15 protein-coding genes are annotated in these 16,251 nt (G+C 62.8%); 8 read left to right on the plus strand and 7 right to left on the minus strand.

Translation table 11 applies throughout. The annotated features are described in order from the left end of the window. The first annotated feature begins 1 nt into the window (after position 1). On the plus strand, positions 2–1,708 hold the full coding sequence (locus tag AC1D11_RS00310; RefSeq protein WP_477648626.1) for a PAS domain-containing hybrid sensor histidine kinase/response regulator: 1,707 nt from the start codon (positions 2–4) through the stop codon (positions 1,706–1,708). Continuing rightward, positions 1,705–2,184 carry a response regulator gene (locus tag AC1D11_RS00315; protein WP_477648625.1) on the plus strand — a complete coding sequence of 160 codons (480 nt, stop codon included), beginning with the start codon at positions 1,705–1,707 and terminating at the stop codon, positions 2,182–2,184. The genes AC1D11_RS00310 and AC1D11_RS00315 overlap by 4 nt, the downstream gene beginning before the upstream one ends. Before the next feature lie 55 nt (positions 2,185–2,239). On the opposite strand, the gene AC1D11_RS00320 is transcribed toward AC1D11_RS00315, so the two are convergent. Then, positions 2,240–3,151, minus strand: coding sequence for a LysR family transcriptional regulator (locus AC1D11_RS00320; protein ID WP_477648624.1), 912 nt, complete (start codon positions 3,149–3,151; stop codon positions 2,240–2,242). Positions 3,152–3,275: 124 nt separating this feature from the next. On the opposite strand from AC1D11_RS00320, the gene gstA reads away from it, so the two are divergent. Both gstA and AC1D11_RS00330 read left to right on the plus strand, forming a co-directional pair. Then, a complete protein-coding gene (gene gstA / locus AC1D11_RS00325) occupies positions 3,276–3,884 on the plus strand; it encodes a glutathione transferase GstA (RefSeq protein WP_477648623.1) in 609 nt (202 codons plus the stop codon). Then, positions 3,881–4,978: an NAD(P)H-dependent flavin oxidoreductase gene (locus AC1D11_RS00330; protein ID WP_477650916.1), complete on the plus strand. Its 1,098-nt coding sequence runs from the start codon at positions 3,881–3,883 to the stop codon at positions 4,976–4,978. Before gstA ends, AC1D11_RS00330 begins: the two co-directional genes overlap by 4 nt. Positions 4,979–5,054: 76 nt before the next feature. Here AC1D11_RS00330 and AC1D11_RS00335 read toward each other — a convergent pair whose 3' ends face one another. Genes AC1D11_RS00335 through imuA form a run of 3 tightly spaced genes read right to left on the minus strand, consistent with a single transcriptional unit; the run spans position 5,055 to position 10,492 of the window. Then, positions 5,055–8,243 (minus strand): error-prone DNA polymerase, encoded by a 3,189-nt coding sequence (locus AC1D11_RS00335; protein WP_477648621.1) that lies wholly within the window; start codon positions 8,241–8,243, stop codon positions 5,055–5,057. A gap of 7 nt (positions 8,244–8,250) precedes the next feature. Next, complete coding sequence (locus tag AC1D11_RS00340; protein ID WP_477648620.1) at positions 8,251–9,699, minus strand: DNA polymerase Y subunit UmuC family protein; 1,449 nt, start codon at positions 9,697–9,699, stop codon at positions 8,251–8,253. Beyond that, positions 9,659–10,492, minus strand: a complete 834-nt coding sequence (gene imuA / locus AC1D11_RS00345; protein ID WP_477648619.1) for a translesion DNA synthesis-associated protein ImuA — start codon at positions 10,490–10,492, stop codon at positions 9,659–9,661. The genes AC1D11_RS00340 and imuA overlap by 41 nt, the downstream gene beginning before the upstream one ends. A gap of 230 nt (positions 10,493–10,722) precedes the next feature. On the opposite strand from imuA, the gene AC1D11_RS00350 reads away from it, so the two are divergent. Then, positions 10,723–11,472, plus strand: coding sequence for an SDR family oxidoreductase (locus AC1D11_RS00350; protein ID WP_477648618.1), 750 nt, complete (start codon positions 10,723–10,725; stop codon positions 11,470–11,472). 19 nt (positions 11,473–11,491) lie between these two features. Here AC1D11_RS00350 and AC1D11_RS00355 read toward each other — a convergent pair whose 3' ends face one another. Continuing rightward, positions 11,492–11,998, minus strand: a complete 507-nt coding sequence (locus AC1D11_RS00355) for a disulfide bond formation protein B (protein WP_477648617.1) — start codon at positions 11,996–11,998, stop codon at positions 11,492–11,494. Positions 11,999–12,245: 247 nt separating this feature from the next. Between AC1D11_RS00355 and AC1D11_RS00360 the strand changes: the two genes are divergently transcribed. Together AC1D11_RS00360 and AC1D11_RS00365 are read left to right on the plus strand one after the other, a co-directional pair. Further along, on the plus strand, positions 12,246–12,656 hold the full coding sequence (locus tag AC1D11_RS00360; protein ID WP_477648616.1) for a VOC family protein: 411 nt from the start codon (positions 12,246–12,248) through the stop codon (positions 12,654–12,656). Between the two features lie 85 nt (positions 12,657–12,741). Beyond that, positions 12,742–13,017 carry a DUF2277 domain-containing protein gene (locus tag AC1D11_RS00365; protein WP_477648615.1) on the plus strand — a complete coding sequence of 92 codons (276 nt, stop codon included), beginning with the start codon at positions 12,742–12,744 and terminating at the stop codon, positions 13,015–13,017. 49 nt (positions 13,018–13,066) lie between these two features. Here AC1D11_RS00365 and AC1D11_RS00370 read toward each other — a convergent pair whose 3' ends face one another. Then, a complete protein-coding gene (locus AC1D11_RS00370; RefSeq protein WP_477648614.1) occupies positions 13,067–14,125 on the minus strand; it encodes an SDR family oxidoreductase in 1,059 nt (352 codons plus the stop codon). A gap of 94 nt (positions 14,126–14,219) precedes the next feature. Between AC1D11_RS00370 and AC1D11_RS00375 the strand changes: the two genes are divergently transcribed. Beyond that, positions 14,220–15,107: a LysR family transcriptional regulator gene (locus AC1D11_RS00375; RefSeq protein WP_477648613.1), complete on the plus strand. Its 888-nt coding sequence runs from the start codon at positions 14,220–14,222 to the stop codon at positions 15,105–15,107. A 50-nt stretch (positions 15,108–15,157) separates the two neighbouring features. Here AC1D11_RS00375 and AC1D11_RS00380 read toward each other — a convergent pair whose 3' ends face one another. Further along, positions 15,158–16,246: a sulfate/molybdate ABC transporter ATP-binding protein gene (locus AC1D11_RS00380; protein ID WP_477648612.1), complete on the minus strand. Its 1,089-nt coding sequence runs from the start codon at positions 16,244–16,246 to the stop codon at positions 15,158–15,160. Positions 16,247–16,251: the final 5 nt, after the last annotated feature.

Raw genomic sequence — 16,251 nt, forward strand, 5'->3', positions numbered from 1 at the left:
CATGTCACCTATTACCAGCCTGAGCGTTCTTGACGCCATTGCCAAAGCCGATGGCATAGAGGTCAAGCGCCAGGAAGCACTGCTCAAGACAGGCGCATTGCAGACGGCCATCCTGACGAGCGAAAATTTCTCAATCATCGCAACCGACGAAAAAGGCATCATCCAGCTCTTCAACGTCGGTGCCGAACGCATGCTGGGTTATATGGCGGCTGAAGTCGTCAACAAGATCAACCCCAGCGACATCCATGATCCGCAGGAAGTGATGGCCCGGGCCCAGGCGCTGAGCCTGGAGCTCGCCACCACCATCACGCCGGGTTTCGAGGCGCTGGCCTTCAAGGCCTCGCGCGGCATCGAAGACATTTACGAGCTGACCTATATCTGTAAAGACGGCAGCCGCTTTCCGGCCATCGTGTCCATCACGGCATTGCGCGACGATTTCGGCACCATCATCGGCTACCTGCTGATCGGCACCGACAACTCGGTACGCAAGCAGGTCGAAGTGGCCCTGAAGGAAGCGATGGCCGTGGCCGAAAAAGCCAATCTCGCCAAATCGGATTTCCTGTCCAGCATGAGCCACGAGCTGCGCACACCGCTCAGCGCCATCCTCGGATTTGCGCAGCTGATCGAGTCCGGCACACCCCAGCCCACGCCCTCGCAAAAACGCAGTGTGGACCAGATTCTCCAGGCCGGCTGGTACCTGCTGGAATTGATCAACGAAATCCTGGACCTGGCATTGATCGAGTCCGGCAAGCTGTCGCTGTCGCTGGAACCTGTGTCGCTGGCCGAGGTCATGCTTGAATGCGAAACGATGATCGAGTCACAGGCCGGCAAACGCGGCATTACCGTGACGTTTCCGAAATTCCCTGTGCCCTGCTTCGTGAATGCCGACCGCACCCGGCTCAAACAGGTACTGATCAACCTGCTGTCAAACGCGATCAAGTACAACACCAGCAGTGGAACGGTCTTGATCAACTGCGTGGATCTGCCGCAAAAGCGCATCCGCATCTGCATTGAAGACACGGGCGAAGGCCTGAGCCCTGCCAAGATCGAGCAGCTCTTCCAGCCCTTCAACCGCCTGGGCCAGCAAGCCACCACCGAACAAGGTACGGGCATTGGGCTGGTGATGACCAAACGCCTGATCGAGCTGATGGGTGGCGTCATCGGCGTCGAGAGCGTTGTCGGAAAAGGCAGTGTGTTCTGGATTGAAATGGACGTGACCGACGAAATTGCATTGCGAACAGAGCTGGCAGCCCTGGCACCGATCCTGCAAAGCCAGGTGGCTACCGATCCACGTGCCCATACACTTCTGTACGTAGAAGACAACCCGGCCAACCTGATGCTGGTGGAAGACCTCATCGCGCGCCGCTCCGACATCCGGCTGCTGTCCGCCCGCGACGGCATCAGCGGCATCGCGATGGCCAAGGCCTCGCAGCCGGACATCATCCTGATGGACATCAACCTGCCGGGCATCAGCGGCATCAAGGCATTGCAAATTCTGTGTGCCGATCCGTTGACGGCACACATTCCAGTGGTGGCGCTCAGCGCCAATGCCATACCCCGCGACATTGAAAAAGGCATGGAAGCCGGCTTCTTTCGCTACCTCACCAAGCCCATCAGGATCAATGAATTTATGGAAACCCTGGACCTGGCGCTGGCATTTTCCAAAACAAGGTCCACGCAGGCCCCCGTGCCGGAAAAAACCGCATGAACACCGAATTCGACATCCTGAACGGCAGCATCCTGGTGGTGGACGACCAGCCCGTCAATGTGCAGTTACTCGAGCAGCTGCTGGCAGGCGCCGGCTATACCCAGGTCAGGTCCACCATGAATTCGCTGGAGGTAGCCGCGCTGCACGCAGAGCACCGCTACGACCTGATCCTGCTCGACCTGAAAATGCCCGGCATGGACGGCTTCCAGGTGATAGAGGCGCTCAAGGAAGACAAACAGGACAAATACATCTCGGTCATTGTGTTGACCGCGGAGCCGGCCCACAAGCTGCGCGCCTTGCAGGCCGGCGCCAAGGATTTCATCAGCAAACCGTTTGACCTGGTCGAAGTCAGGACGCGCATCCACAATGCGCTGGAAGTGCGCCTGCTGTATAAAAAGCTGGAAAACTACAGCAAGCTGCTGGAGCTGGCCATGCAGCAGAGCACCGCAGAAACCGACGAAGCGCGAAGCCGCTAATAGCATCTGGCTGGACCAGGCGGCCAGGCCCATCTCTGTAGTCTGCGACCCGCATTTACTGCTTGAGCTTTTCAAGCAGGAAGTCGATGAACAAGCGCACCCGCAAGGGCACGTGCCGCCCGTGCGGGTACAGCAATGAAAACGGTCGGGACCGCCCCGCAAAAGGCTGCAACACCTCTTGCAGCCGACCCTGGCGCAAGTCTTCTTCGACGATAAAACGGTAAGTCTGCAGCAGGCCCGCGCCATGCCGGGCCAGCGTCACCCCGCCCAGCAGGTCTTCCGAGCAGCAATATCCACCGCTGGTTGCCACCTCCAGCTCCTTGCCTGCATCGCGGAACAGCCACGGAATTTTCTGACCGCTGCTGGGCAACAAAAACTGGATGCAGTCATGCTGCTGCAAGGCCTCCAGCGAGGTTGGGGTTCCCGCCTGCCGCAGGTACGAGGGCGCAGCCACCACCACCAGCGCGGTATCTTCCAGCTTGCGCGCGACCAGGCCTGAGTCGGGCTGTGCGCGCCCGCGTATGGCCAGGTCGTAGCCCTCGTCGGCGAAGTTGACATTGCGGTTGCTCAGGTTGACCTCGACCTGCACTGCTGGATAGAGCGCCCGAAAAGCCGGCAGCAGCGGCAGCACACGGTAGTGCCCGTAAGGTGTGGGCAGGCTGATACGCAGCACGCCGGCGGGCACCAGTTGCTGACCCGTGGCTTCGCGCTCGGCCTCCACCAGCTGCCCCAGGGCCTGCCGCGCCTGCTCAAAATAAGCGCGGCCGGCTTCGGTCAGCCGTATCTGCCGCGTCGTGCGCGTGAAGAGCCGCACGCCCAGCCTTTCCTCCAGACGCGACACCGAGCGGCTCACGGCAGCAGGCGTGAGGCCGGCACTGGTTGCGGCCGCCGTGAAGCTGCTGAGCTCTGCCGCAAGGCAAAAAAGCTCAATGCTTCCCAGCTGAAGATCATCAAATTGACGGCTCATGGTTTTGATTTTCTGTGGATTATCTATTACGCCATGTAACTTATGAAGTTAATAAACCTCCATTTATCTCGCCAGACATCATCAATAGCATGGGACCTTCCCAACTAACTTGATCAAGGAACCCATGAAACTGTTTTTCTCTCCCGGCGCCTGCTCACTGGCGCCCCACATTGTTCTGAAAGAAACGCAGCAGGCGTTCCAGCTTGAAAAGGTTGACACAGGCACCCACACCACCGCAGACGGCGCCGACTACTACGCCATCAACCCGAAGGGTGCGGTGCCCGTGCTGGAGCTTGAAAACGGCGAGCGCCTGACAGAAGGCCCCGTCATTGCCCAATACCTTGCCGACAAGGCAGGCCGCGCCGACCTGCTTCCGGCCGCCGGCAGCATGGACCGCTACCGCGTGATGGAGTGGCAGAACTACATCACCTCGGAGCTGCACAAAACCTTCACGCCACTGTTCAACCCTGACCTGGACAGCAGCGCCAAGAAAACCCTGGCCAGCGTTCTGCGCAAAAAATACGAATGGGTCAACACCCAGCTGCAGTCCAAAGACTATTTGCTCGGCCAGTCCTTCACCGTGGCCGATGCCTACCTGTTTGCCGTCACAGGCTGGGCCAGGTACGTGTCGCTGGACCTGGCGGACCTCAAACACCTGCAGGACTTCCTGGCACGTGTCGCCGGCCGGCCCGCCGTGCGCGAGGCGCTGAAGGCCGAAGGGCTGCTGGCATGAGCCGCTGGAAAACCACGGCCCTGACCCAAAGGCTGGGCTTGACGGCGCCGATTGTGCAGGGGCCCTTCGGAGGGGGTCTTTCCTCGGTTGCCCTGACCGCGGCGGTCTGCGAAAGCGGTGGGCTGGGCTCGTTTGGGGTGCATCACCTGACAGGCGCGCAAATTGAAGAGACGGCCCAGGCCATACGCCTGAAAACAAAACGTCCTTTCGCCTTGAACCTGTGGGTGCCGCATGAAAACAGTGAGGACCCGCCGCTCACAGACCCGCAGTTCGGGCAGCACCTGGCGCTGCTCGCGCCCTACTTCAAGGAACTCGGTGAACCCCTGCCAACCCGGCCGGAGCGTTTCAGCCCGCGCTACGAGGACCAGGTGCAGGGCCTGCTGGCAGCCCGGCCCGCGGTTTTCAGTTTTGTATTCGGCATTCCGTCGCCGGAGATCCTGCGCCAATGCAAGGCGCTTGATATCGTGACCGTGGGCGCCGCCACAACGCCTGAAGAGGCGATAGCGCTCGACAGCGCCGGCGTCGACATGGTGGTGGCAACCGGCTTTGAGGCTGGCGGGCACCGCGTTTCCTTTCTCCGCCCGGCCGAAAACTCGCTCACCGGCACACTGGCGCTGATCCCCCAGGTGGTCGATGCAATCAAGGCCCCGGTCATTGCCGCAGGCGGCATTGCGGATGGGCGCGGTATTGCAGCAGCCCTGGCGCTGGGCGCCCAGGGCGTGCAGATTGGCACGGCCTTCCTGGCGTGCGTCGAGTCATCCGCAAGTGACATCCACCGCCAGAAGTTATTCAGCGCCGACGCCAGGTACACCGCCCTCACCCGTGCCTTCAGCGGGCGGCTGGCGCGCGGCATTGAAAACCGCTTCATGAACGAGCTGAAGGCGCACGAAGACCACATTGCACCCTACCCGGTCCAGAACTGGCTGACAGGCCAGATGAAGCCGGCGGCCATTGCCCAGGGCAGAACCGACTTGATGTCGCTCTGGTCCGGTCAGGCCGCACCGCTGCTCAGGCACCGGGATGCGGGCTCGCTGATGCAGGCGCTGCAGCAGCAAACCGACGACGCGCTAAAGCGGGTTGCCGGGTCAGTCTGACCTTCAAGCAGGATTTGTCTGATGACCGCGCATGACGATGGATTGACTGAAGGTGCCTGATTGAGGTGCCGTCGCCTCAATGAAAATCACGGCTCGATGTGCCCAGCCGCCCCAGCAACGGCGTGAGATCTTCGAGCCGGTGCGCCACCAGGTTGCGCACCGCGCCGTAACCTTTGGCACTGCCTCGTTCTTCACTGCGCTGCCACGTGCCATACACCGCCAGCAGGCGCGCATGCAGCACCTCGGGGCGTTGCGCTTCGCGCAGCGATTTCCAGATGATCACATTGACCGGCCCGGTCTCGTCTTCCAGCGTGACGAAGATGGTGCCCTTGGCGGTTTGCGGCTGCTGGCGCACAGTGACGATGCCGCAGCCGGCCACCTCTTCGCCGTCGGGCAAGGCATTGAGCTCGCTGGCGCTCAGCAGGCCCTTGCTCGCCAGCCGTTCCCGCAGCAAGGCCACCGGGTGGCGCCGCAACGTGAGGCCGGTGGCCTGGTAGTCGAACAAAATGTTTTCGCCCTCGGGCGTGTCGGGCAAGGCCAGCGGTGTTTCGTGCGTGGGCACCGATTTCAGCAGGCGTGGCGCCAGTTTGATGGCCGAAGCCTCCCAGACCTGCTGGCGCCGGTGGCCCGCCAGCGGCAGCAGGGCATCGGCGGCGGCCAGTGCATTGATTTCGAGCGTACCCAGCTGGGCGCGCGACACCAGGTCTTCCGTCGAAGTGAAAGGCGCTTGCGCCCGCGCCTCCACCAGGCGCAGGGCGGCTTCTTCGCGCAAGCCAGCCACCAGGCGCAGGCCCAGACGCACCGCCGGCTGCGTCCCCGCAGGCAACACACCCTGCGGCTCCAGCGTGCAGTCCCATTCACTGTGCATGACGTCCACTGCGCGCACATCCACCTGGTGGCGGACAGCGTCTTGCACCAGTTGGGACGGTGTGTAAAAACCCATGGGCTGCGAATTGACCATGGCCGCCAGGAAGCAGGCCGGCTCGTGCCGCTTGAGCCAGCAGCTCACGTAGACCAGCTTGGCAAAACTGGCAGCGTGGCTTTCCGGAAAGCCGTAGTCGCCGAAGCCCAATATCTGGCTGAAGATGCGCTCTGAAAATTCGGCGCTGTAGCCGTTTTTGACCATGGCATTGACGAGGCGGCCATGAAAGCGGTCTACCCCGCCCTTGCGCTTCCAGGCCGCCATGGAGCGGCGCAGGTCGTCGGCCTCCCCGGGCGTGAAGTCAGCGGCGATCATCGCGATCTGCATGACCTGCTCCTGGAAGATCGGAATTCCCAGCGTGCGTTCCAGGGCCGGGTTCAGCGCCGGGTATTCCGGCACGACATCCTCGCCCCGCCGCTTTTTATCGCGCGCCTTCAGATACGGGTGCACCATGCCGCCCTGGATAGGCCCCGGCCGCACGATGGCGACTTCCACCACCAGGTCGTAGTAATTGCGCGGCTGCAGTCGCGGCAGCATGGACATCTGGGCCCGGCTTTCAATCTGGAAAACACCCACCGTGTCGGCTTCGCAAATCATGTCGTAGGTGGGCGTGTCGTCCGGCTCGATTTGATGCATCTCCAGCTGGCTGCCCCGCGTCTGGTTCACCAGGTCCAGGCAGCGCCGGATGGCTGACAGCATGCCCAACGCCAGCACATCCACTTTCAGCAGGCCCATGGCTTCCAGGTCGTCCTTGTCCCACTGGATGATGCGGCGGTCTTCCATCGAGGCCGGCTGCACCGGCACCAGCCGTGTGAGCTTGCCTTGGGTGAGCACAAAGCCACCGACGTGCTGGCTCAGGTGGCGCGGAAAGCCGATGAGCTGCGCCGACAGGTCAAACCATTGCAGCACCGGCCATTCCCTGCCCTCCAGCCCGGCTTCCTTGAGTTTTTCCTGCAGCACCTCGCTGCCGTCAAACCAGAAGTGCTCTTTGGCGAACAGGTCTATCAGTTCAGGTGCCATCGCCAGCGCCTTGCCCACATCGCGAATGGCGCTGCGCGGCCGGTAGCTGATGACGGTGGCGGCAATCGCGGCGCGGTCATGGCCGTACTTGCCATAGATGTACTGGATGACTTCTTCACGCCGTTCATGTTCGAAGTCCACGTCGATGTCGGGCGGTTCACTGCGCTCGCGGCTGATGAAACGCTCAAACAGCAGCCTGCTTTCCGCCGGGTTGACGGCCGTGACGCCCAGGCAAAAACACACCACCGAATTGGCCGCCGAGCCACGCCCCTGGCAAAGGATTTCCTTCTCTCTCGCAAACCGCACGATGTCGTGCACGGTGATGAAGAACATCTCGTATTCAAGTTCCTCGATGAGCGCCAGTTCGAAACCCAGCTGCCGCCTGATCTTGTGCGGTATGTGATGCGGGTAGCGGGTATGGGCACCCTGCCAGGTCAGCCGACGCAGCCACCGCGAAGGCGTTTCGGCCGCCGGCACCATGTCTTCCTGCGGGTAGCGGTACAGGTTGCGGATCTCATCGAGATTGAAATTGCACCGCGCCGCCACTTCCAGCGTGGCGCGCAACAGGCTGGCGGGGTAAATCTCGGCCAGGCGCATGCGCGGCCGCAAATGTGCTTCGGCATTCGGCTGCAGCGCAAAGCCGCATTCGTGCACCGGCTTGCCCAGCTTGATGGCGGTCATCACATCGTGCAGCGGCTTGCGCGAGCGCTTGTGCATCAGCACATGGCCGGCCGCCACCAGCCGTATGCCGGTGCGCTGCGCCACCTCCTGCAGCTGCTGCAGGCGCAGCGCGTCGTCCAGGCCCTGCAGCAGCTCCACCGCCAACCAGGAATTGATGCCAAAAAGCCCTGCAGCCCAGGCGCAATGAGCGCAAAGCGCTTCTGTATTGATAGCACCCGCGCCTGCTTCATGCAGGGGCGCCAGCAAGATTTCGCAATCCCCCAGCCGGGAGAAATCCGTTTCGCCCAACGCGACGCGATAGCTGCCCTTTTCCACCACGTCGCCCGCTTTGCGCGCTTCGGTGATGAACTCGCACAGGTTGCCCCAGCCCGCGGCATTGTGGGGCAGCACCACCAGCCTGAAGGCATCAGGCGCCTGCACCAGAAATTCCGCACCCGGCAGCAGCTTGAGGCCCAGTTCCTTTGCCACCTCATGCGCCCTGACCACCCCTGCCACCGAACATTCGTCGGTGATGGCCAGCGCCTGGTAGCCCAGCTCGGAAGCGCGTTCGGCCAGCTCCTGCGCGTGCGAGGCGCCGCGCTGGAAGCTGAAGTTGCTCAGCGCGTGCAGTTCGGCGTAATCGGGAAGTGCGTAGGCAGGCATGCGGGCCTCAGGCAAAAAAGCCATGCAAATACCAGGTGCGCTGCCGGCCGGCCTGGGCGGCAGAGCCCAGCCTTTCGCTGTAGACCCACAGCAAGCCGCCCTGCTGGCTGCGGTAGATGTAGTAGTCGCGGAACGCCCACGGCTTTTCACACAGGCCCGGCTCATTACTGCGGTTTTCGTGATCGGCCAGCAGCCATTCGGCAGCCTCCAGCCGCTGCGGCCCGGCCAGGCGCGTCAGCTTGCCCTGGTACACCGGGCTATTGCCTGCGGCTTGCAGCCTCAAAGGCTCGGGCAGCAGCCAGGCCGGGTACAAGGCTTCGGCCCTGGCCTTCGGAAAATCCGTGGAAGCGTCTTTTTTCAAGCGTTTTATGCCTCTGGCGGCCGGTGGCTGTGCGCAAGCAGCTATTGATTTAATAGCACTCCGGGCGCTCACCCAGCGCTGCATCAGCTCGGGCCGGTGGTCGGTGCAAGGTTGCCAGGCTTGCACATTGGCATCACCCAGGCGGGCGCTGAGCCGCTCGACCAGCTCCACCACGCTGTCACCCTGCCGGCGCGCTTCCATCAGCAGGCTGCCGGTGGCAGCGGCCGAGTCGGCCAGCAGCTCGGTGGCCAGCGACTGCAGCGTCAGGCTGTGCACCGGCGCCGGCAGCTTTTGCTGCGCCAGGTGCTCTGAGATGAGGCGTGCCACGTGGCGCAGGTCTTGGGCGGGCTGCGCGGTGCGAATCTCAAGCTCGCCGGTCGGAGGCACATCACGGCGTTTGTCCAGGTGCCAGATGATTTTCAGGGCGCAGAGCCCGCTCTGCCGCCCCAGCAGCCAGGCGTGCAGGTGGACCAGCAGGCACTCAACGCCCGCCATCAGCGCGGGGCCATGCGTCACCAATGCGTTGAGCTCCAGTTTTTCCTCAAAGTGTTCGGGCAGCACTTGCCACGCATAGTCGTCGGCTACAGTGCCGCGGGCACGGTCCAGCGCCTCCAGCAGCTCCGCGCCAAAACGCCGGGCCACGCCGTCACGCGGCAGGCGCAGCAGGTCGTCCCAGCTGCGGCAGCCAATGCGCTCCAGCACACCGAGGTGCGGGCGCGCGGCCGTCAGCGTGTGCATGGGCAGGTCGGCCACGCGTTTTTTCAACGCACCAGCCTGATCCTGCTGCAGCCGAAGCCGTCCGAGCGCTATCAAAGATGTAGCACCTTGCGCCCGTTCCATAAGGGCTACAAGCTGATTTGATTCAAAGAACAGCTCAATTTTCTGCGCCAGCAACTGCATCAGCCTGGCCAGCCCGCCAAACAGGCGCAGGCTGCCCGTTACGTCCATCAGCACCGCTTCATCGACCAGCGCCACGCGCGGCGTGAAGCCCAGCGCCAGGCTGGCCACCGCGCGCTGCAAAGCCCCGGTGTCCTGGGTCCATGGGTGCACCGCATCAGTGGTGGTCGAGATGCGCAATGCGATCCAGCAACGCATGGATGGGACTCCGGGGTGAAGTAACAGGCAGCGAAACCAGCGACGGCAGCAGGATGGGGGCAAGCTCTTCCCGCTTTTGCTCTTCCCGCTTTTGCCGGGCCCTGTCGCGGCTGGCCGCCAGCAAGGCCGACAGCCGGGCGGGCCGGGTATCGAGCAGCACAGGCGCAGCCAGCGGTGGGCCGCGGCGCTTGAGCACGTGGACCAGCAGGTTGCCGGCCTCGTTCACCGCGCCTTCGGCCAGCAGGCGCAGCGGCGCGGGCGAAGAGTCCTGCTGTGCCCGCGGCGGGCGGAAGACAAACAGCAGCTTGTTGTGCGCATGCGCGGCAATCTGCAGGCGGCGCAGATGGGCGCTGCGTGCATCCGGCAGCCAGGCCAGCACGCTGTGCACGTCGGCGCATTGCAGGGCTTCACGCGTGGCCCACAGCAGCGAAGGGGCATCGCCCGGCTTGCCGTGCACGCTGAGCAAGCGCTGCATGTTGAGCCGGCGCGCGCCCAGCGCCGGGCCAAAAGGCAACCAGGGCGCGCCCACCAGCACCGTGAGCCCGCCGGGCGTCTCTGCCTGCAGGGCTGCCAGCGCCGGCGCCATCAGGCCCCATTCATGCAGCCCGGCTTGCGGCTGCATCACCTCAATCAGCGCCCCCTGCGGCCAGCCACCGCCGGGCAAGACAGCATCCAGCACCGCATAGCCCGTGGGGACGGTCCGCAGGCTCGCGCTGCCCAGCTCGCCGGCACGCCATACATTGGCGTTGGCGAAGTCCGGCAAGGCGCGGTCCACGGGTGTTGGCGAAAGCATGGCGAGGGATTCAAATCTGGATAAATACTGTATTTATGTACAGTATATTGCTGATTCGGATCCTGGCAAATAAGGGGTATCACCCCACCCAACACGCCAGGCAAGCCGAAGTAAAAGCAGGCTCCCACATCCATAGGCCTGAAACGCATGTCCGGAACCAGCCAGCGCCGGGCATCGGCCAGTCCTACGCTTGGACCACCGGTACTTGCTACCTCATTCCAGGAAATTTGATGAACAGACTGCAGAACAAACGCGCGCTGATTACAGGCGGCACGTCGGGCATCGGCCTTGAAACGGCCAAACAGTTTTTGGCCGAGGGGGCCCGGGTGATGGTGACCGGCTCCAGCGACGAATCACTGGACGAGGCGCGGCAACATCTCGGCTCTGAAGCCATTTTTTCAAAAATCGACGCAGGCAATCTTCAGGAGCAGAAAAAACTGGCTCAAGGGGTGCAGGAATCTTTTGGGCAACTTGATGTGGCCTTCATCAATGCGGGCATCGGCGTCTTCATGCCGCTTGAAAGCTGGGACGATGCCGCCTTTGACCGCTCCATGGCCGTCAACCTGAAGGGCCCCTTCTTTTTGCTGCAGGCCTTGCTGGGCACATTGGCCAACCCGGCCTCCGTCATCCTGAACGCCTCGATCAATGCACACCTGGGCATGCCCGCCTCCAGCGTCTATTCGGCCACCAAGGCGGGGATGATTTCACTGGCCAAAACGCTGTCGGGGGAATTGATCGGCAGGGGCATCCGGGTCAACGTCGTCAGCCCTGGCACCGTGACCACGCCTATTTATGAAAAGCTGGGCCTGCCTGCCGAGGCCTTGCAGCAAATGAAAGACGGGCTGGTTGCGCTGACGCCGGCGTACCGGTTTGGCTTGCCCATCGAGATTGCCAAGGCCGTGGTGTTTCTGGCCTCGGACGAATCTACTTACGCCGTTGGCAGTGAATTCATCCTCGACGGCGGCCTGACCATCGCCTGACCGGCAAAGGCGCGCAGTCTTACCGCTTGCGCGCCTGGCGGGCAATCAGCAACAGGCCCACGACCGCAATCGCCACAAAACACAGGAAAGACCAGTTGGCGATCGAGCCGCCCAGAAAGGTCCAGTCGATTTTGGTGCAGTCGCCGCTGCCCTTGAAGATCATGGGAATGGCGCGCTTGAGCGGAAAGGTTTCGATCATTCCGTAAAAGTCGCGGCCGCAAGAAGCGATTTCAGGCGGATACCACTGCAGGAAACTTTGGCGCGCCGCCACAAAAGCACCAAAACCCGAGAGCAGCACCATCAGGCCTGAACCGGCGATCAGCAGGCCCCGGCTTTTGGCGATGGCCGTCACGCCCGCCACCACCGCCACCAGCACCAGCGCATACCGCTGCACGATGCACATCGGGCAAGGCTCCAGGCCCACCACGTGTTGCAGGTAAAGGCCAAAGGCCAGCATGGCCACGCAGGCCGCAGCAATCAGCACCAGCACGCGGCGCGGCATGGCGTCGAAATACGTCAAAAACATCAGGGAGCCCTCTTTTTTTCTGGATGAATTATGAATTGTCCAGGGGTTCGGGCGTTTGAGGCTGGATAAGTTCCCTTGGGCGATGCCTGCAGGCAGATTCTTCGTCGCCTTACCCTTCCCTGTCGCTCCATTCCTGCGGCCCCCTCTCGCCCTAATTTGCCAGCATTTGTCCTACAGATGGGGTGCCCCGGCGGGCGTAGATTTTCAGGACTTCAATTTTTGGGGACCAACCCGGAAAGGATCCACCATGGAAATACACCGCGGACGACTCATCGACCATGTCCACCTGCGCGCCCATGACCTCGCGGCCAGCAAGCGCTTTTACCGCGCCGTGCTCAAGTCACTGAACAAGGAAAGCGCCATCCAGGAAGCCGACGACCATTTTTCGGCCGACGAGTTGTGGATGGACCAGGCTGACGGATCTACCTCGCACGTTCATCTGGCTTTCCGGGCCAAAGACCATGCAGAGGTCAAAGCCTTCTACGAAGCGGCCCTGGCCGCAGGCGGCACCGACAACGGCGCGCCGGGCGAGCGAAAATACCACCCCGGCTACTACGCCGCCTTTGTGCTGGACCCGGACGGGAACAACATCGAGGTGGTGTACCACGGGCCTTTTGTGGCTTCGGCTGAGTCGGTGGTGATCAGGCCCGCTGAATAGATAAAACCAGGCTGAGCGAAGGGTTGCGGCTGGCGGCAAAATGCGCCGTGAAATGATTCCAAGTCTTTTGCCTCAAGGAGCCGCCATGTGCCGCAACATCAAGACCTTGTTCAACTTCGAGCCGCCGGCCACGGAACTGGAAATCCGTGACGCCTCGCTGCAGTTTGTGAGAAAGCTCAGCGGCTTCAACGTGCCGTCCAAGGCTAACGAGGCCGCGTTCGAGCGCGCTGTGGAAGAGGTGGCGGCCTCGGCACGGGTTCTTATCCGCACACTGATGACCAACGCCGAGCCGCGCAACCGTGAGGTAGAAGCAGAACGGGCGCGTGCCAGGTCTGCGCTGAGGTTTGGCACGAGCCAGTAGCCGCCCCCCCCCCAAGTCGACCTCACCCAGCTGGAAGCGTCTGACGACATCAAAAGGCTAAGCTGAACTTGCTGCAGCCGCAGCGGACACTTCCATGGTTGAAATCCCCGCCATGCGCACCAAGGCAGCCCAGCCCTTGCAGGGTTTCCTCCACAGCAATGTCCAGCGGCGTGTGCGGCTCCGCACCGAGCGCCGCCACCAGGGAGGTGTTGTCCATGCGTACCGGCGTGTTCCAGAGGTAGCGCATCCGGCGCAGCTCGCGCAGGGTTTCAACAAAGGGCGCGGCCAGCGTCACCGCCCACCAGGGAAAGGATTTGATAGACGGCTGAGGGCCACCGCGGCGTGCGACGACACGGCAGATCGCTTCAGCCAGCTGGCGGCCGTCGGCGTCCCACTGGCCGTTCATATGGAACGTTGCAAATGCAGGCAGAACGTCACGCCGCGCCAGCAAGGCGACCATGGTACGCGCCACATCCGGCAAATACGCCCACTGGTGACCGACGCCAGGCTTGCCTGGGAGCTTCACGGTGCGAACCTGAGCGCCCGGCTGAACCAGGCCTTGCGAGAACCAGCTGTTACCGGCTCTCGGCCCGAAAAAATCCCCCGCTCGCACGATGATCACCCGGCAGCAGCCCTGGCCGCTGTCGCTGGTCGCGTCCTTGAGCCGATGCTCGAGCTGCACGCGAATCGCACCTTTGGCAGTTTGCGGGTGTTGCGGCGAATCCTCCCGGAGGCAGGGAAATGCGTCTGGCCCGTAGTTGTAGACTGTGCCGGGCAGCACGATGGTCGCGCCCTGCGCCCGGGCGGCCGCAATCGTGTTGTCCAGCATGGGCAGCACCAGCTCGCCCCAGCGACGATAGCCGGGCGGATTGACTGCGTGCACTATCACGCCGCAGCCTTGTGCTGCCGCCATGACATCACCGGGATTCATCGCATCGCCATGCAGCCAGGTGATGCCGCCACGTTGCTCGCCCGGCCGCGGCTCGCCACGCCTGAGCGCGCGAACCTGCCAGCCTGCCGCCTCCAGTTGCCGCGCGACTTCCCCGCCGATGCCACCGGTTGCGCCCAGCACCAGTGCTGTGTTTGATTTGTCTTGTTTGCTGCTCATGCCATTCCCCAAAAAAGTGGTCATGGGGAAATTCTGGGCCCCGGGGCATCAAAATGGAATTGACTAAAGCAGGGTAACGGCTATACATTTTTGTATGGAAGAAGATGCTGGCTGGGAGCTTTACCGTTCATTTTTAGGGGTGCTGCACGAGGGTTCGCTCTCAGGTGCCGCACGGTCTTTGGGAGTGGCACAGCCTACGGTCGGACGCCATGTCGCCTCACTCGAAAAGTCGCTCGGCCTGGCGCTGTTCACGCGCTCACAAACCGGTTTTGCGCCGACCGAAGCCGCGCTGGGACTGCAGCCCTTCGCCGAGGAAATGGCCAGCGCCGCAGCCGCCCTGCGCCGTGCCGCCGAAAGCCAGGGTGACGGCGTTCGCGGCACGGTGCGGGTCACGGTGAGCGAAGTCATTGGTGTTGAAGTGCTGCCGCCCATCGTCGCGCAACTGCAGCGTACGCACCCGGGTCTGACCATCGAACTGGTGCTGACCAACCGCGTGCAGGACCTGCTGCAACGCGAAGCCGACATTGCCGTGCGCATGACACAGCCCAAGCAGGACCTGTTGATCGCTCGCAGCGTGGGCGAAGTGGAACTGGGTCTCTACGCACGACGCGATTACCTGGACGCGCGCGGCACGCCGCAGTCATCACCGGACCTGGCGCAGCATGCGCTGATAGGGTTTGACGAAGAGACACCCTTCCTGCGTTCGGCGCGCAAAGCCTTGCCCGCATGGAAGCGGGCGGCGTTTTCCACGCGTACCGACAGCGACCTCGCGCAACTGGCACTGATACGTGCCGGCGCCGGCATTGGCGTGTGCCAGTCAGCGCTGGCGGCGCGTGACCCCGCCCTGGTGCGGGTTCTGCCTGGCGAGTTGTCCTTCAAACTCGAAACCTGGCTGACCATGCACGAAGACCTGCGCCACAGCCCGCGTTGCCGTGTCACCTTCGACGCATTGGTCGAAGGTTTGCAGCAGCATATTGGTTGAAGTCGGGGAAGATTCGACCTGCATTGCCAGCTGCCTGCACGCGCCCGCAACTACCCCTCCACAAACACCCTCGCCTTGCGCGGCGTCACCACCAGCATGTCGCCCTCACGCAAACCCATCTCGGCAAATTGCTGCGAGGTCATCTGGGCTTCGATGATCGAGTCGCCCGAGACATTGCCTTTTTGTTCGTAGCCTTCCGCAGGAATCAGCTCCAGCCGCGCAATCGGGCCGATCACGATGGCGCGCTCCAGGTGGGCGACGATGCCTTCGGCGCCCGGCGCATAACGCTGCACATCCAGGTCGTGCGGGCGCACATAGGCAAAGGCCTTGGCGTCCTGCGCGCCGGCGTGTTCGGGTGAATTGAGGCGCAGGCCTTCGAGCTGGACTTCGCCTTCGTGGGCGCGGCCGTGGAACAGGTTCACGTCACCGAGGAAGCCGTACACAAAGGGGCTGGCCGGATGGTCCCAGACCTCCTGCGGCGAACCGATTTGCTCGACCTTGCCCTGGTTCATCAGCACCACGCGGTCGGCGACTTCCAGCGCTTCTTCCTGGTCGTGCGTCACAAAAATACTGGTGACATGCAGGTCGTCGTGCAGGCGGCGCAACCAGCGGCGCAGCTCTTTGCGCACCTTGGCGTCGAGCGCGCCGAAGGGTTCGTCGAGCAGCAGCACCTTGGGCTCCACCGCCAGCGCGCGCGCCAGGGCAATGCGCTGGCGCTGCCCGCCCGAAAGCTGCGACGGAAAGCGCTCGGCCAGCCAGTCGAGCTGCACAAGGTTGAGCAACGAATGCACTTTTTCCTTGATCTGCGCCTCGCTGGGCCGTTGGCCGCGCGGCTTGACGCGCAGGCCGAAAGCCACGTTCTCAAACACCGTCATATGGCGGAACAAGGCGTAGTGCTGGAACACGAAGCCGACCTGGCGCTCGCGCACATGCACGTCGGTGGTGTCTTCACCGCTGAAGAGGATGCTGCCGCGGTCGGCTGTTTCCAGCCCTGCAATGATGCGCAGCAGCGTGGTCTTGCCGCAGCCCGAAGGGCCGAGCAAGGCGACCAGTTCGCCCGATTGAATGTCCAGGCTGACATCACCCAGTGCCTGGAAGTCGCCAAAATGTTTGCTGACGTTGCGGATTTCGATGCTCATGATGT

The organism is Polaromonas sp. P1_E11 (genome assembly GCF_056405995.1).